The sequence below is a fragment of the Psychrosphaera sp. 1_MG-2023 genome (assembly GCF_030548245.1).
Classification (GTDB): domain Bacteria; phylum Pseudomonadota; class Gammaproteobacteria; order Enterobacterales; family Alteromonadaceae; genus Psychrosphaera; species Psychrosphaera algicola.
The window spans coordinates 257,136-281,565 of the sequence record NZ_JAUORW010000006.1; the positions used below are offsets into that span (position 1 = coordinate 257,136).

The following is a 24,430-nucleotide window of genomic DNA, read 5'->3' on the forward strand; positions in this document are numbered from 1 at the left end:
GTCAGTTTAGTTAGTTTGAATGGGTGTCCTGATAACACGCTCTAGTTAAGTTCTAATGGGTGTCACAATAAGCTTTTCTAATGGGTGTCACAATAAGCTTTTTGACAGACTGTTAGAAAAAGACAGATGGGTGTCTAAATAATTGAATGTAATCATTAGACACCCATTTTTTTACTTACCTTGAGTAGCGACGATTAGTCGAATTGAATCTAATTGGACACGAGCCGATTCGATTTCTGTTAATGAACTGTCAATTTGCGTTTGCAAAAAACTAATTTCTTCGTCGCGTATTGCCGGATTTACGGCTTGTAACGCTTCTAATCTTTCAAGTTCAGATTGTCTAGATTCGATTAGCTTCGCTTTAGCATTTTGTTTAATGGCTACGGCAGAGTTGTTAGCAATAATTTCACCCTGTGTTAGGAGAGAAGATACATCATCTTTTAATGCTTTAACCAGTTGTAAGGCCACTTGTTTTTTTGCATTTTTTAAAGTTTGATCAAGTGCTCCTTGTTTAACTTTATCAGCCAAGTCGTTGCCATTTTTATCTAGCAAAACACGGATCAACGTATTTGGTAAATATCTATGTAATTGCAATTTTTTTGGGGCTGTTGTCGTCAATAAATAGCCAACTTCTAATAAAACCGTACCCGGTGGTAATTGTTTGTGTGGTAAAAGGCAAATAGAGACATTACCTAAATCACTGGAGGTGAGCATCTCTAACGCACCAGTAACCATTGGATGTTCCCACGATAAAAAGTGTTGGTCTTCCTTTGATAATGCGGTATCACGGTCAAAACATACTGTCATACCATCTTCCATTAATTCCGGGAAGTGGTCATTAAGCATATGCTCGCCAGGAGTCAAAATACTACTAAAAGTAGATATCTCTTCTTGTTGAACACCAAACTGATCCCAAACGGTATTCATAAAGTTCATAAGATCCGTAGAATCGTCTGCTTCTTCTAAATTGTCTGATATGTGCTTGGCAGCATCGCCGCCACCCGAATTGATCTCTAGTAATCTATCGCGACCTTGCTCGATATCTTTACGTAATTCAGAATTGCGTTTCTGACAAGTTGTTACTAATTGTTCAAAGTCTTCCGCATTTAATTTTCCGTTGATAAGTTGGTCAATTAGATCTGAGTTTTCTTCAAATACAATTCGAGCCGTTGATGATGTTTGCTCAAAGGCATTAAATGCATCGTGATAAAAATTGAACAAATTTTGCTGTGCACTATTGATTAAAAACGGTACATGAATTTGAATCGTTTCGGTTTGGCCTATGCGATCAAGTCGACCAATTCGTTGCTCTAATAAGTCTGGGTTGGCCGGTAAATCAAATAATACTAGCTGGTGAGCGAATTGAAAATTTCTCCCCTCTGAACCAATCTCTGAACAAACTAACGCTTGAGCGCTGTTTTCTTCATCGGCAAAGTAAGCCGCAGCTTTATCACGTTCGACAATAGTCATACCTTCATGGAATACAGTGGTACGTAAGCCTTCTTTTTCAAACATAGCTTCATCTAATGCAAGAGCTGTTTCAGCTCGGGCACAAATTATAAGCACTTTTTTGTCTTTGTTCTCTTTTAAGAAGTCACACAACCAGTCAACTCTAGCGTCGAGTTCCCACCAACGTTTCTCATGCAATGTTGAGTGGTGACATTCTGGTAATAATCCAATAAATTCAACGTCGTCTAAATAGCTTTCAGTGCGCTGTAGGCCATAAGAGGTTACTTGTCTTGATGGAAAACCTTTGACACCAACGCGAGAGTTCCTAAACATGATTCGGCCAGTGCCGTGGCGGTCAAGTAAACTAGAAATAAGTTTTTCAGATGTTTCAACTCGATTTGGATTCGCGCAATACTCTGCAATTAATTCAATGCTTAATGGATCGGCAAGTAATTTTGATAGCTCAAGATTTGAAGCTTTGTCTAAATCCGCTTGATTTAGTAGGGTTGTGGCAATTTCTGCAACCTGTTTATATTGCTCTTCTTCTTTTAAGAAGGTTTCATAACTATGGAAGCGACTTGGATCTAAAAGTTGCAAACGCAGGAAATGCCCGTAATGACCGAGTTGATCAGGAGTCGCAGTCAATAAAACGAGCCCCTCAGTATTGCTACCGATATCGGTCACTGCAGCAAATAATTGATCCAAGTCATTATGCGTAGAATCTTCCGCGTGCGGTGTCACATGGTGAGCTTCGTCGACAACAACTAAATCCCAATTGGCAGCGCGTAAAGACTTTTGCCATTTTTCGTCACGAGCTAACCACTCTTGAGATACTAAAATCTGCTGTTCATTGTCGAACGGGTTAACCCCTTCATTTTGTCCAGATTCAGCTTCACAACGCTCGTCGTCAAAAATCGAAAATTTCAAATTGAAACGACGTAACATTTCGACCAACCATTGGTGTTGCAAACTTTCAGGTAAAACTAATAATACTCTTTGTGAGCGGCCACTGATAAGTTGCTGGTGGATGATTAAGCCAGCTTCTATTGTTTTTCCTAAACCGACTTCATCGGCGAGTAAAACTCTAGGAGCGAAACGCTTGCCGACAGTATCAGCAATATATAGCTGATGAGGGATTAAACTTACTCGTGCGCCTTGTAGGCCTAATAAAGAGGAACGTTCCAAATTTGCTTTGTATTGGTGTGCTTTAAGTCGAAGGTTAAACCAATTTGGACGGTCAAAATTCGCGGTGAATAGTCGAGCTTCGGGGGTATTTAAACTCACATGATGGTCAAGCATGATCTCTTTAACCAATACATCTTCATTGTTATCTGTTCGACTGCCAGCATAAACTAAAGTTTGACCTGTTTGCTGAACTTCGGTCACAACAAACTTAAATTCTTCAAGGCTAGTTAACGTATCGCCAATTGAAAATTCAACACGCATTAAAGGTGCTTGATCAATTGCGTACTGGCGAGATTCTTCTGCGGCCGGAAACATAACGTGGACAAATCGATTGTCGAGTTGAATGATAGTCCCTAGCCCTAATTCGTTTTCGGCTTGGCTAACCCATCGTTGTCCAACAGCAAAATTCATTCATGTACTCCTAAAAAGTCTGGATAGTAAAAAAGTCGCGTATTCTACTGGTCTCGGCCTGTTTTTCATATCGTTTTACTAAAAATAGGACAATTAATCCGGTTTGGAAATGCGGTGTCATCAATAAGGGCTAATGTTGGCCCTAAAATATTTTTCATCTATTCATCAAATTTTCATAAATTGTCCGGATTATTGGCTACAGTTATAATAGAACAGAAGGGTTCTCATCCCCCTTTAAAGCAATAATATAAGGAAGTGCCTATGCCCAGAACATTAGAAAGCACACAAAAAAAATTATTTGTATTAGACACCAACATTCTACTCCATGATCCACACGCCTTTTTTAATTTTCAAGAACATGATGTTTTAGTGCCCATGACAGTTCTCGAAGAGCTAGACCATATCAAAGACCGAAATAAAGATGTTTCGCGGGATGCTCGAGTTGCCATTCGGTCGTTAGAAAATATCCTTCAAGATGTTACACCTGAACAGATGATTGAAGGGGTTCCACTAAATCGTAATGAACTCAAAGACAGTAGTGTCACGGGCCATCTGATTATTTTAAACGATCATGTAATTGCTACGGAGGTTTCGGGCTTACCTGGAGGGGTAAACGATAATAAAATAATTAATGCGGCGCTTCATCTCCAAAAAGAACGTTCAAATGTAACAGTTGTGCTAGTCACAAAAGACATTAACATGCGACTGAAAGCCAAAGGAGCGGGCTTAAAGTTTGTTGAAGATTATACAACAGACCAATTAATCGATGATGTAAACCTCTTAACTAAAGGATTTGAAGTTGTTGAAGGGGATTTTTGGCAACAAGTTGAAAATGTAGAAAGTGAAAAAGACGGTAGAGAAACGACTCATAAAGTAACGTTTAAAAAAACAATACCAACATTTATTAACGAATATATATTAGATGAAGGTGAAGAGTTTGCTGCGCGTGTAACAGGTCATTATGAAGATAAAGTGGAGTTGCTTGACTTAGGAAGGCAACGCTTATTATCTAGAAAAGCTTGGGGGATTACTCCGAAGAATATTTATCAGGGCATGGCGTTAAACGCATTAATGGACCCTAACATCGAATTGGTCATTTTAACTGGCCCAGCTGGGTGCGGGAAAACACTTTTAGCATTAGCATCAGCATTGGAAATGGTTATTGAACTTGGCATTTATGACAAAGTATTGGTTACCAGAAATACGCCTGAAATAGCAGAGTCAATCGGTTTCCTACCAGGTACAGAAGAGGAAAAAATGGCGCCATGGCTAGCCGCAATTACAGACTCCCTGGAAGTTCTCCACAAGAATGATGAAAACCCAAGCTCAAGTTTGAGTTACATAATGGAGAAAGCGAATGTGCAATTTAAATCTGTTAACTTTATGCGAGGGCGGAGCATTCAGAATGCAGTTGTATTGTTAGACGAATGCCAAAATCTAACGGCTTCACAGTTGAAGACAATAATTACTCGTTGTGGTGAAGGGACCAAACTCGTCTGTTCTGGAAATTTGGCACAAATAGATAGTAACTATTTAACCGCAGTTACGTCAGGTTTAACGTATATTGTTGAACGGTTTAAAAACTTTGAAGGCAGCGCAACTGTTAATTTGAACGGAGTTGTTAGAAGTAGACTAGCGCAATTTGCTGAAGAAAATTTATAGCATAGACTATGCTAAAAAACCGAGCAGAGCACTAATACCAGTCGGTTAATAGCTGACTGGCGTTTTTTATAGGGACATTAGGCTACTTTCTTGCAATTATTGGTTATAGGTTATCTGGCATTCTATCCCGTAAAACAAACATTCTTAATGTGTGCAGAAACTCTGCATTATTTATGGGTAACTTACTGGCACTATGAATTGGCGTGAGCATGAAGAATGCAACAATATATCGTATTCATAAACAATTGCTAAGTTTGGGGGCACTGTTGCGCAGAAACTTCTGTTATTTAATCGTATTGATAGCGCATTAAATCTGCGAGCGAACTTAGTATTCGATACCATTTCCCGTTCACTTGGTAGGACGTTAATCTCGCGGTAATTTGCTCTGGTAGCCCATTAAAATTTTTGCTCGCAGGAGCACCCAATGTTAAGGAATCATTGGGACTGAGGGTAATAACCTTTCTGCTAATGTCATCTCTCCAACGTAACGAGCATCGAACTGACTATCTAATAGTAAATGGTTTGAGAGTTTCATTAACTTACGTTCTAGACTGTGGGTAACTATTGCCGCCACGATAAGTTATGGTGGGTGTCCAAGATAAGTTTAGGTGGGTGTCCATGTTAAGTTCTGGGTGGGTGTCCAACTAACTGTCCTACTAACTGCAATTACCTGTATATAACAAGGTCAGTGGAATTGGTTTTGTGCGCTCTGGCCTCAAGGAGTATTGCGTTGCCTTTGGTGTATCGTTTTAGAAAGTCTACTGATAGACTAACCTTTCGTATTTTTATGCTTTTCTGCCTGCTTAACCTATAGCCACCGAGGTCGCTGAATTGAACTATTTTGTACTCAAAAAGTTAACTATGAGTTTTATACTTAGCATCCTAGTGTTAGGTATTATAGTTTTTAGCTTCAAAGAGGACTTTTATAACCAATACAAATCAAGGTTTCTAAAGCAGCAATTTGTAACACAAAGTAAAGCTGCTGATTCGCTTGCGACCAATCTTTACGTGGTCCAACAATTGATGGAGCAAGCGAAACTTGTATACAACAATTATTCGGCATCAGGCTTAGTTCGAGATCAATTTGATATAAAGTCAAATGAACTGGCCATTATGAATTTGGTTACTCCAACTGAAGTAGACGGGGTATCCACAGACTATGTCCAAAAATTGCCTAGTTCGAGTCGCTATCTCTTAGAAGTTGGGCAATTCATTAAACCTATGGTCCAGTCTCTACTCGATGAACGTGTGGTAGAACAGGCTTTTGTTATTAATTTCAAAGGGAAGGATTTTATTTTTCCGGCTAATCTCCCATACAGAAATGACCCTTCTTTAGAGCAACTATATAATTGGTTGTTCCATAAACAACAACAACTATCACAATTAATGACTCAAAGGCATACGATCTTTGTGCCACCATTTTTTAATGTCGAATTTGGTCATGCGAGTGAATACCTCATTTTACCAATAGAAAAAGTAGATGATGCCATGTCTATTTTGGTTGTTAAACTTGATGTTCAGCTCGACCAGGTTTTTGAAGGCAGCAACTCTTTTTATGTAATTTGGGATTCTATTACAGGGAAGACGATTACAACTAATGTAGTTAAGCCAGTAAACAAGGTTAAAGATTATGCTCAGGTGTACCTTGCGACTAGGTATTTACCTGAGAGTTTGCGGCATATCGTTAATAATGATCTAAATGTTAAACGTAAGTTACATAGTCCTTTGTTACTAGAACGAGCTGCACATGAACCTGTAATCTATCTACAAAAAGCAATTGATTCCACCCCATACCGAATGGCAACTTTCAAACCTGCAAGTGGCTTCATAGAAGAAATGAACGCAAGTGTCAGTTGGCTAACCGTCAAAATCTTGCTGTTTAGTCTGTTTGTCATAATCTTTATTTTTGCGCTTATTATTTGGAAAATCGCCTACCCTACGTCTAAATTGATTGCGCATATTGAGCGGCAAAGTTCTTTGTATGATATGGAAGATAGTTTGACCGTTAGTGGGTGGGAAAAGTGGTTCGATAAAATCGCTTTAGCTTACAAAGATAACCGTAAGTTATTACAATCGTTGATGACTAAAAACAAACATTTAGATCATATCGTAAAAAGTCGTACCCAAGAGTTACAGGCTCAAACCCACTCAAAAGATCGAAATATTGCTCTAAATAGATCAATCATGAACTCAATACCTGACATGATTTATTACAAAAACCTAGATGGCGGGTTTTTAGGGTGCAATAGTGCTTTTGAGTATCTTGCTGGTGTAAGTGAAACTGATATTGTTGCCCGACACGCTGAGGAAATTTTCCCACCTAAAATTGCCGAAGAAATAACTAAATTCGATTTCCAAGCTTTACGTTCTAAAAGACCTTTTAATGGTAAGTCAAAACATACGTTTCCAAATGGACGAGTAGCAATTATTCAATGGCTTGTTGCGCCAATCGTAGATTCAGATGGTGAAGTGCACGGGCTACTCGGTTTAGGGCGAGACATTTCTGAACAGGAAGCAAGCGTTAAAAAGCTAGATAAGGCTCGTAAACAGGCGGTTGATGCGAATGAAACAAAGAGCCATTTTATTGCCAATATGAGTCACGAAATTCGCACCCCAATGAATGCTGTTATGGGAATGTTGGAATTACTCTTAAGTGCTAGGCCAACAATTGAACAGACCAACTATATTAATATTGCACAAAAATCATCTCGACACTTAATCCAAATAATAAATGACATACTCGACTTTTCTAAAGTTTCCGCGAAGAAGATAGAACTGCACAATGAAGTCTTTGCTTTCTCAAGTATAATTGATATTGCATTTGCAAATGCTTTGCCAGAAGCATTGAGAAAAGGGTTATTATTAGATGTCAATTTGTCTCCAGATTTTCCAGAGTTATTTATCGGTGATGAGGTACGTATTGACCAAATTTTTATAAATTTAATTGGTAATGCCATCAAGTTTACAGAAAAGGGATCAGTAATATTAGAAGCCAATTTATTGCGAGAAAAAAATGATATTCAGTTTGTTGAATTTAAAGTTATTGATACTGGCGTTGGTATTCCTCAAGAAAAACAAGAAGCCGTTTTCGAAGCCTTTACCCAAGCGGATAGTTCAATAACACGTGAGTTTGGTGGGACTGGTTTGGGGTTAACAATTGTTTACCAACTAGTTAAGTTGATGGGGGGGAAAACGGAACTCTGGTCGAAAGTGGGCCAAGGTACTGAATTTAAGGTGACATTGCCGCTGCGCAAAGTTGTAGAGCAAACTGATAATAAATTAATTAATAAACAATGGGTTATTTGCGAGCAAAAGAGTGACCTCGTTACGTCCTTAAAAAATAAACTAAGAACTACTCAGCAAAAATATCGAGTATTGTCTCCTAGTGAGATTTCGAAGGGGCGAATTCACCGTAATGAAGTATTGGTTTGCCGCCCTGAAATGTTGACTTTATTGCCCGCAAGCATTGTTGAAAAGATCAGCCAAGGTGATATCGAATTGCAACCCGTCACCTTTAAACTAAATGAACTTGCGACAAACTGCTTAAGTACCCTCCCGCATTTTCCTGTGTTGTCCATGCCGTTTTCTACCAACAAGTTGTTACTTAATCAGTTACAACCGAAAATTGTCGGTCAAAAATTAATTGAGCAACAGCCCATGTTGGCTGGATATTCAATTTTGGTTATTGAAGATAATGAAGTTAATCAGCAAGTTTTAAAGCTCATTTTAGCCAATGAAGGCGCTAGTGTTATTTGTGCTGACAACGGAAAAGAGGGGATTGCACTCTTAGAGAAAAAACAGTTTGATGTTGTTATTCTCGATCTCCAAATGCCGGTAATGGATGGTATAACCTGTACGAAAGCCATTCGTGCCGAAGATAAGTGGCGCGGATTACCTATAATTGCAATGACAGCTCACAATTCTGATACAGACAGACTAAATACAAAACGTGCTGGTGTTGATCTCCATTTAAATAAACCAATAGAAAAAGAAAAACTTATTGGCGCTATTTTAACTCTGTCATCTAACTATAATGCGCTTCTTGCATCTAACTCGATAATGCTGAATGTAGAACCAAAGATAACAACGAATATTACAATAGAATCGCTTAGTGCCCAGTTTGATGGTTTAGATTGGCGCTTTTTAGGTAAGCAATTTGGTGAAAACCACCAGACGATTATTAAGTTATTAACACGTTTTAAAACATCAAAGCAAAACGCGTTATTCTACCTTTCTCAAAATTATCGCAGCCTCAGCGCTGAAGAGTTAAAGTCGTCCTTGCATAACTTTAGGGGGATGTTTGGAAGTATTGGCGCATCTGGTTTAGCGGAATTAACAGCTGAGTTAGAAAAACAACTGAGCGAAGGCGCTAAACTAAACTCAGTTACGATAAATTCCTGGGAAACCGAAATTAAAGCACTCTTTGAGTTTATTGCTTATCTAGAACAATTCGGGCTCGAAAATTAATGGAGTATTTCAATTTTATAATTGTCTGATTCTATATATCGTTTTGACGTGTCTGATATTTCTGCCCATTTTATAATGGCGGGGCCAACGGGTTCTGACAAAATATAATCGAGTCCATCAACATCAATTTTATAGTCATCTTTAACATGTGGTGTATTAATGCCAATTAGTGCATGTTGTGGCACGTAAACTATGGCCATACGTAAGTTACTAAACATTTGACCTAAAATACTCGCCATTAACGTTACTTTACTATCGCAGTCGCCTCGGTTTGAATCGATAAGTCTCAAAGGGGGCAAAAAGCCAGCTCCATTGTTAATTGCTCTAGATTCAATCGTGTCATAAGGAATGCTCTGGACCCAAGATAATAAAAATGTTGCTACAACTTTTGGTCTCGCGTTTGGAAATTTTTTGTGCAGTTGGTCAATTATCGGTTTTAAGGAGTCGCCACTTTCTGAAATAAACCTTTTATGATCGGGCTTATAGCTTATTGAGTTCTTGTCGTCCGTATACCCGAATGGCGAAAACCTTATGTAGTATTCCTTTTCGAGAAATTCAGAAATCGATTCATTTGACCTCTCATTTAACATTTGAATTGTGTCATCAACCCATTGCTGCTCAGGACCAGAAACGCTATAACTAACGCCATTAGCTTGAGGAATTAAATCAACTTTTCCATGTCTTGGATTTAACGTATTAATGGCCATTAACAAGCTACGTTTTACGTATTTAGTCATGCGGGTAGGACTTAGTGCTTTAAAATGTCGAAACTTATTATTGCTAACAGTGCGGGCAATCGAAAAGGACAGCTGTTGTTTTTCGCCATTCACATCTAACCATTCATAGCGGTAATTATAGTGAGATTTACTTTCGGTTTTTCGAAAATCTAGTTGCTCAGCTAATATCGGACTAGAGACCAAAATTAAAATCATAAAGCAAAATTTACTAATTCGACTCAGCACAGTAGATCAGATCCCTATTTGTTTCGCTATTATTAAGGAGTGTAGCGGCAAAAGTATAAAAAGTTTTAAAAATAAGTAAGTTGATATTTCCATCTATGCTGAAGGGCAATGACTTAAATTGCATAGACGCGCATAGTCAAAAACTGGCCACGATTGAAACTCAGTCCATAAATGCCAGACGTTAATCCGTGAAATTCAGGTGTTTAAGCTAAAACCTGTTAATTAAAAGGTAACATGGATTCCGTTAGCTGGAATTGAACTTACCAGTACATCCGAGTAGTGAGTATTAACTATGTAAATAATGACGTGTCATAGCTATTTAACCGTATATAACCAACCCTAAGTTAACCTTATCCAGACTAAAAGACTAAAAGACTAAAAGACTAAAAGACTAAAAGACTAAAAGACTAAAAGACTAAAAGACTAAAAGACTAAGCAACTTGCGCCACATTTAACAACTCTTTTGCATTTGCTCTGGTGTTTTTAGAGATTTGTTCACCGCCCAATAATCTAGCAAGTTCGTCTATTCGGCCTTTTGGCGTCAAGCTTTGCATTGATGTATGAGTCTGATTGTCGCTCGATGTTTTTTGGACAAACTGTTGTTGATGTCCAAAGCAAGCAACTTGGGGTAAATGGGTCACGCATATGACTTGCGTATTATCTGCAAGTTTGCGCATTAGTTTGCCAACAGCCGAAGCTGTTGGGCCTGAAACACCAACGTCAACTTCATCAAATAACAATGTTGGTGTTGTTACACGTTTCGCGATTATGACTTGAATCGCTAAACTGATCCTACTCAACTCACCACCAGAGGCAACTTTAGCTAAAGGCTGTAACGGTTGACCAGGATTCGTTGTGACCATAAATTCAATCCTGTCGTTGCCACTAGCAGAAGGGCCAGTTGTTAGGCCAGAGATAGCAATTGAAAACTGGGCTCCGGGCATGTTTAATGACGCCATGCTGTCACTTATAAGTTGGTCTAATTGAGCGGCATAATCAGTGCGTACTTTTGTTAAGTCTGCAGCAAGTTTTGAATATGTTTGCTCTGCTACTTGTATTTCCAACTCCAGCTCTTCGAGTCGGTCGCCTGAAACACTAAGCTGAGTTAATTCATCTTTTAGTTCTTGCTCTTTAACTGACAGGTTATGCGGCGAGACATTGTGTTTCCTTGCCAAATCCATGTAAGTTTCAATGCGTTGCTCTATTTCAAACAAACGCTCAGGATTTAATTCAAGTTGATCCAAATAACGACGTAATTCGCTAGCCCCTTCGTCAAGCTGAATAAGAGCCGATTCAACGAGTTCTACTGTCGCTGATAAATTTTCGTCTAATACAATTGATTTATGCAGTAGCGACAAGGCTTGTTGAGTTGCTGAATACGCGTTTCCAGAGTCACCTTCATATAAACACGAAAGGGCGCCTTGAGAGTCAGCAAGTAAAGACTGTGCATGATGCAAACGTTTATGCTCTGCCTCAATTTGTTCAAACTCACCTTCTTGAACTTCCGCATCGGCGAGTTCATTTACTTGATATTGTAGTAGCTGTTGCTGAGCACTAAACTCATCCTGCTGCTCTTTTAATTGTTTAAACTCTTGGACGACACTCAACCAATTTTTATAGGCTGCTTTTACATCAGTCAGTAATGATGTGTTTGCCGCATATTCGTCTAATAAAATACGCTGGTGATCTGGTTTTGTTAATTGTTGGTGGGCGTGTTGTCCGTGAATACTTACTAACAAGTTGCCAATAGACTTTAGTGAGCTCGCAGGAACTTGGCTACCATTGATGTAACCTCTTGAGCGGCCTTCTTTTGAAATGACTCGACGCAATATACATTCGTTGTCCGCCTGCAGATCATGTTGCTCCAACCAAGTTTGAGCTGCGGGAAGATTTGCTATGTCGAAACAGGCTATGACTTCTGCTTTGTCTTCATCAGCACGCACCATATTTGCGTCACTGCGTTCGCCTAAGGTTTGTGCAAGTGCGTCTATAGCGATGGATTTACCTGCGCCTGTTTCACCGGTAATGGTTGTCATTGCGCTATGCCATTGGACTTCTAAGTCTTTAACAATGGCGAAATTTTTAATAGCAAGAGAAACTAACATGGGCAACATTCAAGTTTAATATACTGTTGTCATATACAGTAGTTTAAACAGTGGTTAATGTCTAACCTTTTATTTATTCTATTTTGTTAGTAGTTTTGTCTTCCCCAATGCAATTTTTTTCTAAGCACGTCGTAGTAATCATATTCACTAGGATGGATAAGACGAAGACCTTGATGATGCTTTTTAATGACAATCTCATCACCTGGCATTACCGAGAGTCTGACATGGCTGTCACAACTAATTTGCAGCAAGGCATCATTTGATTTACTCACGACAATTTTTAGTTCACTGTCGGCATCAACAACTAAAGGCCGGCTTGTTAAAGAATGTGGAAACATAGGCACAAGAGTCATGGCATTTAAATTGGGGTGTACAATTGGACCACCGCCAGACAGTGAATAGGCTGTAGAGCCTGTAGGGGTTGATACAATTAGGCCATCTGACCTTTGATGAAAAACAAACGAACCGTCGATAAAGGCTTCAAATTCAATCATGTGAGCAACTTTGTCGGCGTGTAATACCACCTCATTCATTGCCGAGTTATTGGCTTTTGTTACCTCATGTCGGTTTATTGAAACGTCCAACAAATAGCGCATTTCAGTTGTGTATTCACCATTTAAAACATTTGTTAAAGCCTGGTCAAAGTTTTCTGGGTCAAGGTCAGTTAGAAATCCTAAATTACCCCTATTAACACCAATTACAGCGACATCGTATCGACTTAATACGCGGGCGGTGCCCAACATATTACCATCGCCACCAACGACAATAACCAAATCACATTGTTGGCCTAGGCTAACCAAGTCTGCCGTTTGCATGGTTTTGTCATTAATGTAATTTGACACATTTTCTTCAACAATAGGCTTGTAGCCGAGTTCACAAAGGAACTTGTAAAGGCTAACAACCGTGCCTTTTGTCGCATTGTGGTTCGCTTTACCTATCAAGCCAATAGTTTTAAAGTGTTGTGTCATTGTATTTTTCCTAAATGCCCTAATAACAGGTTGTAGAAATAGATTATTATGCGTTATAGCGTTTTTAGCGAGTAATTAGAAGTATGAGAATAGGTTTGAATGTCAAAAACTTGTAAAAATCAACGATCTGGGGTCGTTCTAAAGCTAATAATAGAACATTATTTGCGTGAAGGAATTCCTATTGCGTCTAAGATGATCGCAGACAATCCTGTCGTTGGTGCTTCTCCTGCTACTGTGCGGAACGTAATGTGTACTCTGGAACATGAGGGATTCATCTATTCTCCTCATACGAGTGCCGGTCGAATTCCGACGCATAAAGGGTTACGTTGTTTTATTGACGGTATTTTAAATCGAACGCATATAATAGAAAACCATTTACAACAATTAACAACCAGCTTTAGTAAATCGGTCACGTCAGAAGACATGTGTCAAAAAGCCAGTCAGTTAATTGCCGACATGACAAGTATGACGGGTCTTGTTGTTATGCCTAAGCCACACGACATGATCATCCGCCAACTTGAATTAGTCCGGCTAGCAGATAGCCGAATTTTATGTGTGCTGATTGATGAGCATGACCATGTGCAAAATCGAGTGGTGGACATTCAACACAGCGTGACTGACCAAACCTTACACCAGACCTTATTATTACTTAACACATCACTTGCAGGTTTTAATTTTGATGAAGGTGCAGAACGATTAACTTATGCTTTGAAGCAGGCAGATCCTGAAGTAGCCAGATTGGTGAAGTCGGCACTATTTGGCGAAACCGTCGAATTTAATGAACAAATTGTTTTTGCTTCCGGCGAAACGCGCTTATTAAATTCAGATATATCAAATGATATTAATACGTTAAGAAGACTGATTCGTTTTTTTGAAGATGTATCGCCAATAAACCACTTATTTAATCAAGCACGACAAGAGAATAAAGTGCACGTATTTATAGGTGCAGAAACAGGGGTCGACGCTTTTGAACATTGCAGTATTGTAATGAAGCCGTTTTATAAACAAAATAAGGTGGTTGGCGTGATTGCGGTCGTAGGTCCGGTACGGATGGATTATCAAACTGTGATATCGTCTGTCGATATGACAGGGAATATTCTGTCTTCAGCCTTGAATCGGTGATAGCAATCCCCATAATAGCCTGCATATTTGACAATTTTGAATACACGAATCGATTGGAGTAGTAAAACTCATGTCTGAGCAAGAGACTAAAGTAAACCAAGAATCGGCAGAAAATGCCCAAGAGCAAACTGTTGAGAATGCTGAACAAACAGAACAAAACACAGCTGACAATGTCGAAGTGTTAAATAGTGAAGCAGATATCATTGCCAAACTAGAGGCTGAACTTGCTGAAGCCAAAGCAACTATTGAAGGTCAAAAAGATTCTGTGGTACGCGCTGCTGCAGAAGTTGACAACATGCGTCGCCGTGCAGCATTGGATGTTGATAAAGCCCATAAGTTTGCACTAGAAAAATTTGTAAATGAACTGTTACCTGTTATTGATAATATGGAACGAGCGATTGAATTTTCTGACAAAGAAAATGAATCATTAAAGCCAGTATTAGAAGGCGTTGAGCTTACTCAAAAGTCTTTTATCGACGCGGTTGCCAAATTTAACGTTGAAGTAGTGAACCCACAGGGTGAAAAATTTAACGCTGAGTTCCATCAAGCGATGGCTATGCAACCAAGTGCTGACGTAGAACCAAATACAGTAATTGCTGTAATGCAAAAAGGTTACACGTTAAATGGCCGATTACTGCGTCCTGCCATGGTTATGGTATCTAAAGCGCCAGAATAGAAATCGATATAAGTTATCGTATTAATTCTTTTAAAACCCGCTATCTGCGGGTTTTTTATTAAGCGGAGAACGGGTAATATCTTCGTTCATCTAATAAACCTTTTAGAGGTGTTTTAAAAATGACTAAAGTCGGAATATTTGGTGCGAATGGCCGTATGGGGCGCAACCTTATTCAAGCCACTGTCGAAGACAACAACGCATTGCTAAGTGCAGCAGCTGTACGCGAGAGTTCACCATTTTTGGGGATTGATGCTGGGCTAGTTGCTGGCATCCAAGAACAAAATATAAAGACGAGTGCAGACTTAGACCAATTAGCTAAAGATACAACCGTTTGGATTGACTTTACGTTACCAGAAGCACTTGAGTTGAATATCAAATACTGTGTTGCTAATAAACTTAATTTAGTTGTTGGTGTTACTGGCTTAACGGCAGAGCAAGAACAACAACTTGTTGATGCATCTCAGCATATTGCAATCGTATACGCAGCAAACTTTAGTACTGGTGTGAACTTGCTATACAAACTACTTGAAATTACTGCTAAAACCATCGGCAACGACTGTGATATTGAAATAATTGAAGGTCATCACAGATTTAAAAAAGATGCTCCATCTGGGACGGCATTAGCATTAGGTAAGGTTATTGCAAACACATTAGACCGTGATCTGGATAAGGTTGCTGTTTACGGCCGTGAAGGCGATACAGGAGAAAGAAAACGTGAAACTATTGGTTTTGCGACGGTAAGAGCGGGTGATATTGTCGGCGAACACACTGCTTTGTTTGCAGATATCGGTGAAAGGGTTGAAATTACTCATAAAGCATCTAGCAGATTGACCTTTGCTAAAGGTGCAGTAAGGGCTGCGAACTGGTTGACAGGAAAACAAAATGGACTGTTTGATATGCAAGATGTACTCGGTTTAAAAGAAGTTAACTTATAATTTTATAGCTTAAGATATAAAATTTGATTTAGTCGACTGTTTTCATGTTTTTTGTATTTTTTTCTAGCCTAAATATGATCTCTTAGCTACAATACTCGGAATTTGCCTAATGTTTGTGATACTCGAATTTTGAACAGCATCAAAATTCGAATTTCCGACTAAGATTAACCGGTTGCAGACCAACCATAAAAGTCTGCATATCATTGCTAGGAGGTTATCTTGACTCAACCCGCGCTATTGGTTCTGGAAGACGGAACAATGTTCCACGGTACTGCTATTGGTGCCGACGGATTGTCTGTTGGTGAAGTAGTTTTTAATACTTCAATGACAGGCTATCAGGAAATAATTACTGATCCCTCATACGCCGAACAAATTGTCACTTTGACATACCCACATATCGGTAACTACGGTACAAACTCTGAAGATGAAGAAAATGATACGATTTGGGCTAAAGGCCTAGTTATCCGTGATCTTCCTTTAGTTGCGAGTAACTTCCGTAGTGAACAGGATTTAAGTTCATATCTAAAAGCCAAAAATATTGTTGGCATCGCCGATATCGATACTCGAAAGTTAACTCGAATTCTACGAGATAAAGGCGCGCAAAACGGATGTATTATCGCGGGTGAAGTAGACGAGGAAAAGGCATTAGCAGCAGCTAAAGCTTTTCCTGGTATCAAGGGAATGGATTTGGCTAAAGTCGTTACATGTGAATCAATTCACGAATGGACAATGGGTAGCTGGCAGTTAGGTAAGGGTTTTACAGCACTTGCAGACGAACGTTTCCATGTGGTTGCTTATGATTACGGCGTTAAACGTAACATTTTAAGAATGCTGGTGGACCGCGGTTGTCGCGTTACTGTCGTGCCAGCTCAAACACCAGCTGCAGATGTATTAGCATTAAATCCAGATGGCATCTTTTTATCAAATGGCCCTGGTGATCCAGAACCATGTGACTATGCCGTTACTGCAATTAAATCTTTCCTAGAGACTGATATTCCAATTTTTGGTATTTGTTTAGGCCACCAATTACTTGCAATTGCAAGTGGGGCACAAACAGCAAAAATGAAGTTTGGTCATCATGGCGGTAACCACCCTGTACAAGACTTAGCGACAGGTAAAGTGATGATTACTGCACAGAACCACGGTTTTGCTGCGGATGAAGCTACATTACCGGCAACGTTGCGCGCAACGCATAAGTCGTTGTTTGATGGCACATTGCAAGGTATTCACCGTACTGACAAACCAGCGTTTAGCTTCCAGGGACATCCAGAAGCGAGCCCGGGTCCACACGACGCGGCACCACTGTTCGATCATTTCATAGAGTTAATGACCGAATTTACAAGCGCAAATAAGTAATTGTACCGATAGAGACTAAGAGAAGAAAATCATGCCAAAACGTTCCGACATAAAAAGTATTCTGTTATTAGGTGCAGGTCCAATTGTTATCGGTCAAGCCTGTGAATTTGACTATTCAGGGGCACAAGCCTGTAAAGCATTAAGAGAAGAAGGGTACCGAGTCATTCTAGTTAACTCGAACCCAGCAACAATAATGACAGATCCAGAAATGGCCGATGCTACCTACATCGAACCAATTCACTGGGAAGTTGTTGAAAAGATAATTGAAAAAGAACGCCCAGATGCCGTTTTGCCAACAATGGGTGGCCAGACTGCACTTAACTGTGCACTTGATCTTGAAAAGTACGGTGTTCTTGAAAAATACAATGTTGAAATGATAGGCGCATCTGCTGATGCGATTGATAAAGCGGAAGACCGCTCTCGTTTTGACAAAGCAATGAAGTCGATTGGATTAGAATGTCCACGTGCTGAAACAGCTCATTCAATTGAAGAAGCATTTGACGTGTTATCACGCATCGGCTTCCCTTGTATTATCCGTCCGTCATTTACGATGGGTGGTTCAGGTGGCGGTATTGCTTACAATAAAGAAGAATTTGACGAAATTTGTCGTCGTGGTTTAGATCTTTCACCAACTAAAGAGTTGTTAATTGACGAGTCTTTAATCGGTTGGAAAGAATACGAAATGGAAGTGGTTCGTGACAAAAACGACAACTGCATAATCGTATGTTCTATCGAAAACTTCGACGCGATGGGTGTGCATACTGGTGACTCAATTACGGTTGCTCCTGCACAAACATTAACGGATAAAGAATATCAAATCATGCGTAACGCGTCAGTTGCGGTATTGCGTGAGATTGGTGTAGAAACTGGTGGTTCAAACGTACAGTTTGGTGTTAATCCTGTAGATGGCCGTATGGTGATTATCGAGATGAACCCACGAGTTTCCCGTTCATCAGCGCTAGCGTCTAAAGCAACAGGTTTCCCAATTGCTAAAATCGCCGCCAAGTTAGCGGTAGGTTACACGCTTGATGAACTGCAAAATGATATAACAGGTGGTGCAACTCCAGCATCATTTGAACCGACTATTGATTATGTTGTGACTAAAATTCCTCGTTTCAACTTTGAGAAATTTGCCGGTGCAGACGACCGACTAACCACTCAAATGAAATCAGTTGGTGAAGTTATGGCCATTGGCCGTAACCAACAAGAGTCATTGCAAAAAGCATTGCGCGGATTGGAAGTGGGCGTGTCAGGTTTTGATCCTATCATCGACTTATCCGCTGATGACGCACACGAAACCATCATCCATGAGTTAAAAGAGCCTGGCGCTGAGCGTATTTGGTATATCGGTGATGCGTTCCGTAGTGGTTTAGATCTTGAAGCAATCTTTAAATTGACGAACGTAGACCCTTGGTTTTTGGTTCAAATTGAAGATTTAATCAAGCTTGAAGCTGAAATTGAAGAGCGCGGTTTTGCTGGTTTAGACAAGGCGTTTTTACGCAAGTTAAAACGTAAAGGTTTTGCCGACAAACGCATCTGTGACATTTTGGGTATAAGCGAAAAAGAAGTTCGTAAAAAACGTCACTCACTTGGTATTTTACCAGTGTACAAGCGTGTTGATACCTGTGCCGCTGAATTTAGCTCAGACACAGCTTATATGTATTCAACTTACGACGAAGAGTGTGAAGCAAACCCAACAGACAAAGACAAAATCATGGTTATCGGTGGCGGTCCAAATCGCATCGGCCAAGGTATTGAATTTGACTACTGTTGTGTTCACGCCTCATTGGCACTTCGCGAAGATGGTTACGAAACTATAATGGTTAACTGTAATCCTGAAACGGTTTCAACAGACTACGATACTTCTGACCGTTTGTACTTCGAACCTATTACCCTAGAAGACGTCTTAGAAATCGCCCGCGTTGAAAAACCAAAAGGTGTTATCGTTCAATATGGTGGTCAAACGCCACTTAAATTGGCTCGTGCATTAGAAGCAAACGGGGTACCTATCATAGGTACTTCTCCAGATGCTATCGACCGTGCTGAAGACCGTGAACGTTTCCAACAGATGGTTGACCGTTTAGGGTTGTTACAACCTGAGAACGCGACAGTAACGTCGGTTGAACAAGCGATTCTTAAGAGTAAAGAAATTGGATTCCCATTGGTTGTTCGTCCATCTTATGTACTTGGTGGTCGTGCGATGGAAATCGTATATGACGAAGCTGATTTGCGTCGTTATATGACCGAAGCTGTTTCTGTTTCAAATGAAGCACCAGTACTACTTGACCGTTTCTTAGATGACGCGATTGAAGTTGACGTTGACTGTATCTGTGATGGTACCGACGTTGTTATCGGCGGCATTATGGAACATATCGAACAAGCGGGTGTTCACTCTGGCGACTCAGCATGTTCATTGCCGGCATACTCGTTACCGCAAGACATTCAAGATGTTATGCGTAAACAAGTTCGTGATATGGCTTTAGAACTCGGCGTTATTGGCTTGATGAATACACAGTTCGCGGTTAAAGATGGCGAAGTTTACTTAATCGAAGTAAATCCTCGTGCTGCTCGTACCGTACCATTTGTTTCTAAAGCGACAGCAATTCCACTTGCGAAAGTTGCAGCTCGAGTTATGGCTGGTCAATCGCTTGCTGATCAGGGAATCACCAAAGAAGTGATTCCTCCATATTTCTCTGTAAAAGAAGTTGTTATTCCATTTAACAAATTCCACGGCGTTGACCCAATTCGTGGTCCAGAAATGCGCTCTACAGGTGAAGTAATGGGGGTTGGCGATACATTTGAAGAGGCGTACGCTAAAGCACAACTTGGTGCGAGCATTGAATTACCTCGCGGTGGACGTGCATTAATTTCAGTACGTGATGCGGATAAAGTTCGTGTAATCGACTTAGCTAAAAAGCTAATCATTGCAGGCTTTGAATTAGACGCAACACGTGGCTGTGCAAAAGTACTTGAAGAAGCGGGAATTGAAGTTCGTAAAGTGAATAAAGTTTTCGAAGGTCGCCCACATATACTTGACCGCATTAAAAATGGTGAGTACAACTACATAGTGAATACTGTTGAAGGTCGTCAAGCAATTGAAGACTCAAAAGTATTGCGCCGTGGCGCTCTTCGTTATAAAGCCAACTATACAACGACATTAAACGCAGCATTTGCAACTTGTTTAGCAAATGAAGCCGATGACCGTGGTAGCGTAGAGTCTTTACAAAACTTACATAAGAGAATTGTGTAGTATGAGTACTCAAGTACCTATGACAGTGCAGGGCGCAGAAGCTTTGCGTGCTGAATTGACAGAATTAAAAACCGTAACTCGCCCAAGAATTGTCGCGGATATCGCAACAGCTCGTGAACACGGAGACCTGAAAGAAAACGCGGAATACCATGCGGCTCGTGAGCAACAGGGTTTTTGTGAAGGTCGTATTCAAGAAATTGAAGCGAAGTTGTCAAACGTCCAGATTATTGATGTCACAAAATTACCTAATACAGGTAAAGTGATATTCGGTACAACTGTGACCATCTTAAATGTGGAAACGGATGACGAAACGACTTATCACATTGTGGGCGAAGATGAAGCTAATTTTAAAATTGGTAAAATCTCAATTGGTTCACCAATTGCGCGTGGTTTGATAGGTAAAAGCGTAGACGATATTGCAAAAATTCAAACACCTGCTGGTGTTGTCGAATATGAGATTTTGGAAGTGCTTTACCGTTAATTTATAAGATGACTTAACGTCTTTATAAAACAGCTGGCATTGCCGGCTGTTTTTGATCCTGACATATAGAAAATTTACCTAATTTGGTGCATTAATAGTATTATTCATGGAGTGAATGACACCTATACATAGCATTTATATATATAGGGCAAGTTGTTATTTCATTTATACGCAGTGACTACTATAATAGAAATCCAATTTACCTATGGTAATGACATTATCAATAGCATTTTAAGATCATAGAGAGTATCAAATGAGCCTGTATTTAGATTATTTAGCGGAAATTGAAAGTCGTAAAAATGACTTGGGATTGGCGCCTAAGCCAATTGATAGCGCAGAATTGTTGTCAGAAATTATTGCCCAAATCAAAGACACTGGAAACCAATATCGAGAAGATTCATTAAAATTCTTCATCTACAATACACTTCCAGGTACTACGAGTGCTGCTGGCGTAAAAGCTAAGTTCTTAAAAGAAATCATTTTAGGTGAATCTGAATTAGCCGAAATTACACCAGAATTTGCATTTGAATTACTTTCGCATATGAAAGGTGGTCCTTCTATTGAAGTGCTACTTGATCTTGCACTAAGTGACGAACCGTCACTATCAGCACCAGCTGCTGACGTGCTAAAAACTCAAGTATTCTTATATGATGCTGATACTGCTCGCTTAAAAGCCGCATTAGAAGCGGGCAATGCAGTTGCTAAAGATCTTTTAGAAAGCTATGCCAAAGCAGAGTTTTTCACAAAATTACCAGACGTTGAAGAAAAGATTGAAGTTGTTACATATATTGCCGGTGAAGGTGATATTTCAACGGACTTACTTTCTCCAGGTAACCAAGCGCACTCACGTGCAGACCGTGAATTACACGGCAAATGTATGATATCGCCTGAAGCTCAACAAGAGATCCAAGCATTACAAGCTAAACATCCAAACGCTAAAGTGATGCTTATCGCTGAAAAAGGCACTATGGGTGTTGGTTCTTCTCGTATGTCAGGTGTTAACAACGTTGCGTTATGGGCCGGTAAACAAGCAAGTCCATATGTTCCATTTATTAATATTGCACCAGTTGTTGCTGGTACAAATGGCATTTCACCTATCTTTCTAACGACTGTTGATGTAACAGGTGGTATTGGTCTTGACCTTAAAAACTGGGTTAAGAAAGTCGATGCAAACGGTAATACTGTTGTAGACGAAAATGGCGATGCAGTTTTAGAAGAAGCATACTCAGTTGCGACTGGTACAGTGCTTACTATTGATACTAAAGCTAAAAAATTATTAAATGGCGACAAAGAGTTAGTTGATATTTCATCTGCTTTTACACCGCAAAAAGTCGAATTTATGAAAGCGGGTGGTTCTTACGCGGTAACATTCGGTAAAAAATTACAAACTTTTGCAGCTGAAACACTAGGTATTGAAACACCACAGGTTTTTGCTCCATCAAAAGAAATATCAGTGGCTGGCCAAGGCTTAACTGCGGTTGAAAAAATATTTAACAACAATGCCGTTGGCGTAGCTTCAGACACGCCTTTGCACGCAGGTTCAGACGTTCGTGTTCGAGTGAATATTGTTGGTTCTCAAGATACAACTGGGCCGATGACTTGCCAAGAGTTAGAAGCGATGGCTGCTTCTACTATTTCACCACTAGTTGATGGTGCATACCAATCTGGTTGTCATACAGCATCAGTTTGGGATAGCAAAGCTCAAGCAAACATTCCAAAGTTAATGAGCTTCATGAACAAATTCGGTCTAATCACGGCACGTGATCCGAAGGGCGTTTATCATGCGATGACGGACGTAATTCATAAAGTATTAAATGACATTACTGTAGATGACCGCGCTATAATTATTGGTGGTGACTCGCATACACGTATGTCTAAAGGTGTCGCATTTGGTGCCGATTCAGGAACGGTTGCAATCGCACTAGCTACTGGTGAGTCAGCAATGCCAATTCCTGAGTCAGTAAAAGTGACGTTTAAAGGTAAAATGCAAGGCCACATGGATTTCCGTGATGTGGTACATGCAACTCAAGCGCAAATGCTTAAGCAATTTGGTGGCGAAAATGTCTTCCAAGGTCGCATCATTGAAGTGCACATTGGTACATTATTAGCTGACCAAGCATTTACTTTCACAGACTGGTCTGCAGAAATGAAAGCCAAAGCTTCCATCTGTATTTCAAATGATGAAACATTAGTTAAATCTATCGAGCTTGCTAAGAGCCGTATCCAAATCATGATCGACAAGGGTATGGAAAACGAAGCTAAAACGCTTAACGGTTTACTTGCATTAGCAGACAAACGTATTGAAGAAGTAAAATCTGGCTCAAACCCAGCATTGTCTCCAGATGATAACGCTAAATACTATGCAGAAGTTGTTATTGACCTAGATGTTATCGATCAGCCGATGATTGCTGACCCTGACGTAAATAATGACGATGCATCTAAGCGTTATACCCATGACGTTATTCGTCCTGTTTCTTTCTACGACGGTAAATCTGTAGATTTAGGTTTTGTTGGTTCATGTATGGTTCATAAGGGAGATATGCAAATTATCGCTCAAATGTTGCGTAACATAGAAAAGCAAAACGGCAAAGTAGAATTCAAAGCGCCATTAGTTGTTGCGCCACCAACTTATAACATTGTTGATGAGCTTAAAGCGGAAGGCGATTGGGATATTTTACGTAAGTACTCAGGATTTGAATTTGACGATGCACATCCAAAAGATGCTGCACGTACGAAATATGAAAACATCATGTACTTAGAACGCCCTGGTTGTAACTTATGTATGGGTAACCAAGAAAAAGCTGAACCTGGTGATACTGTTATTGCAACATCAACTCGCTTATTCCAAGGCCGTGTTGTAGCTGATACTGCTGAGAAAAAAGGTGAGTCGTTACTTGGTTCGACTCCGGTAGTTGTACTTTCAACTGTACTAGGTCGTTTCCCGACAATCGAAGAGTACAAATCTGCAGTAGTGGGTATCGATTTAACTCGATTTGCACCACCTACTGAAGAGATGACGACTAAATATGTTGACCTAGCGGTTCCTGTTAAACGGATCTAATTCGCATAACTTTGCGTCGTAATTAGCCGTTTAGTGCGGTACCGAAATGAAAAGCCAGTTCAATGAACTGGCTTTTTTGTATTTACCCGCCAGTTAAAATTTGAGGAGCGCCCGTTTATCTTGCTAGAGAATTAATCAAACAAACCATTTCAACACAAATTCACACCTTTACATCCGCAGATAAATATTTAATTCAACCCGACTAGCCGTTCCGAGTCCTAAATTCTAGACATCAAACACATAGAGACAATTGTTGTAGACTCGAGTTACAGAACTTATCAGGACAGCCACTCAAGTTATCAGGACAGCCACTCAAGTTATCAGCAAGTTATCAGGACAC

13 protein-coding genes are annotated in these 24,430 nt (G+C 39.9%); 9 read left to right on the top strand and 4 right to left on the bottom strand.

Annotated features, from left to right (window positions below; genetic code table 11):
- Nucleotides 1–171: 171 nt before the first annotated feature.
- Nucleotides 172–3,045: an RNA polymerase-associated protein RapA gene (rapA, locus tag Q4575_RS07955; protein ID WP_303522167.1), complete on the bottom strand. Its 2,874-nt coding sequence runs from the start codon at nt 3,043–3,045 to the stop codon at nt 172–174.
- A gap of 261 nt (nt 3,046–3,306) precedes the next feature.
- On the opposite strand from rapA, the gene Q4575_RS07960 reads away from it, so the two are divergent.
- A complete protein-coding gene (locus tag Q4575_RS07960; RefSeq protein WP_303522169.1) occupies nt 3,307–4,707 on the top strand; it encodes a PhoH family protein in 1,401 nt (466 codons plus the stop codon).
- A gap of 885 nt (nt 4,708–5,592) precedes the next feature.
- Nucleotides 5,593–9,174, top strand: coding sequence for a response regulator (locus tag Q4575_RS07965; protein WP_303522172.1), 3,582 nt, complete (start codon nt 5,593–5,595; stop codon nt 9,172–9,174).
- Here Q4575_RS07965 and Q4575_RS07970 read toward each other — a convergent pair.
- From Q4575_RS07970 to nadK, 3 genes are all read right to left on the bottom strand, one after another.
- The gene (locus Q4575_RS07970) at nt 9,171–10,106 is read right to left on the bottom strand and encodes a hypothetical protein (RefSeq protein WP_303522174.1); all 936 of its coding nucleotides are present in this window, start codon (nt 10,104–10,106) and stop codon (nt 9,171–9,173) included. The genes Q4575_RS07965 and Q4575_RS07970 overlap by 4 nt on opposite strands.
- Before the next feature lie 461 nt (nt 10,107–10,567).
- Entirely contained in the window at nt 10,568–12,241 is a 1,674-nt protein-coding gene (recN, locus tag Q4575_RS07975; protein WP_215963576.1) for a DNA repair protein RecN, read from the bottom strand.
- An 86-nt stretch (nt 12,242–12,327) separates the two neighbouring features.
- Nucleotides 12,328–13,209, bottom strand: a complete 882-nt coding sequence (gene nadK / locus Q4575_RS07980) for an NAD(+) kinase (protein ID WP_215963577.1) — start codon at nt 13,207–13,209, stop codon at nt 12,328–12,330.
- A gap of 99 nt (nt 13,210–13,308) precedes the next feature.
- Here nadK and hrcA point away from each other — a divergent pair, with 99 nt between their 5' ends.
- The 7 genes from hrcA (at nt 13,309) to Q4575_RS08015 (ending at nt 24,090) form a co-directional block, all read left to right on the top strand.
- Entirely contained in the window at nt 13,309–14,331 is a 1,023-nt protein-coding gene (hrcA, locus tag Q4575_RS07985) for a heat-inducible transcriptional repressor HrcA (protein WP_303522178.1), read from the top strand.
- Between the two features lie 70 nt (nt 14,332–14,401).
- Nucleotides 14,402–15,007, top strand: a complete 606-nt coding sequence (gene grpE / locus Q4575_RS07990; protein ID WP_215963579.1) for a nucleotide exchange factor GrpE — start codon at nt 14,402–14,404, stop codon at nt 15,005–15,007.
- Nucleotides 15,008–15,126: 119 nt separating this feature from the next.
- Nucleotides 15,127–15,942, top strand: coding sequence for a 4-hydroxy-tetrahydrodipicolinate reductase (dapB, locus tag Q4575_RS07995; RefSeq protein WP_303522181.1), 816 nt, complete (start codon nt 15,127–15,129; stop codon nt 15,940–15,942).
- 219 nt (nt 15,943–16,161) lie between these two features.
- Entirely contained in the window at nt 16,162–17,298 is a 1,137-nt protein-coding gene (carA, locus tag Q4575_RS08000) for a glutamine-hydrolyzing carbamoyl-phosphate synthase small subunit (protein WP_303522183.1), read from the top strand.
- A 31-nt stretch (nt 17,299–17,329) separates the two neighbouring features.
- Nucleotides 17,330–20,548 carry a carbamoyl-phosphate synthase large subunit gene (carB, locus tag Q4575_RS08005; RefSeq protein ID WP_215963582.1) on the top strand — a complete coding sequence of 1,073 codons (3,219 nt, stop codon included), beginning with the start codon at nt 17,330–17,332 and terminating at the stop codon, nt 20,546–20,548.
- A 1-nt stretch (nt 20,549) separates the two neighbouring features.
- Nucleotides 20,550–21,029 carry a transcription elongation factor GreA gene (greA, locus tag Q4575_RS08010; RefSeq protein ID WP_215963583.1) on the top strand — a complete coding sequence of 160 codons (480 nt, stop codon included), beginning with the start codon at nt 20,550–20,552 and terminating at the stop codon, nt 21,027–21,029.
- A gap of 253 nt (nt 21,030–21,282) precedes the next feature.
- The gene (locus Q4575_RS08015; RefSeq protein ID WP_215963584.1) at nt 21,283–24,090 is read left to right on the top strand and encodes a bifunctional aconitate hydratase 2/2-methylisocitrate dehydratase; all 2,808 of its coding nucleotides are present in this window, start codon (nt 21,283–21,285) and stop codon (nt 24,088–24,090) included.
- Nucleotides 24,091–24,430: the final 340 nt, after the last annotated feature.

Excerpts from the sequence above, each read along its gene's own strand:
- rapA (WP_303522167.1), bottom strand. The coding sequence starts at position 3,045 with ATGAATTTTGCTGTTGGACAACGATGGGTTAGCCAAGCCGAAAACGAA.
- Q4575_RS07960 (WP_303522169.1), top strand. The coding sequence starts at position 3,307 with ATGCCCAGAACATTAGAAAGCACACAAAAAAAATTATTTGTATTAGAC.
- Q4575_RS07970 (WP_303522174.1), bottom strand. The coding sequence starts at position 10,106 with ATGATTTTAATTTTGGTCTCTAGTCCGATATTAGCTGAGCAACTAGAT.
- recN (WP_215963576.1), bottom strand. The coding sequence starts at position 12,241 with ATGTTAGTTTCTCTTGCTATTAAAAATTTCGCCATTGTTAAAGACTTA.
- nadK (WP_215963577.1), bottom strand. The coding sequence starts at position 13,209 with ATGACACAACACTTTAAAACTATTGGCTTGATAGGTAAAGCGAACCAC.
- hrcA (WP_303522178.1), top strand. The coding sequence starts at position 13,309 with ATGTCAAAAACTTGTAAAAATCAACGATCTGGGGTCGTTCTAAAGCTA.
- grpE (WP_215963579.1), top strand. The coding sequence starts at position 14,402 with ATGTCTGAGCAAGAGACTAAAGTAAACCAAGAATCGGCAGAAAATGCC.
- dapB (WP_303522181.1), top strand. The coding sequence starts at position 15,127 with ATGACTAAAGTCGGAATATTTGGTGCGAATGGCCGTATGGGGCGCAAC.
- carB (WP_215963582.1), top strand. The coding sequence starts at position 17,330 with ATGCCAAAACGTTCCGACATAAAAAGTATTCTGTTATTAGGTGCAGGT.
- greA (WP_215963583.1), top strand. The coding sequence starts at position 20,550 with ATGAGTACTCAAGTACCTATGACAGTGCAGGGCGCAGAAGCTTTGCGT.
- Q4575_RS08015 (WP_215963584.1), top strand. The coding sequence starts at position 21,283 with ATGAGCCTGTATTTAGATTATTTAGCGGAAATTGAAAGTCGTAAAAAT.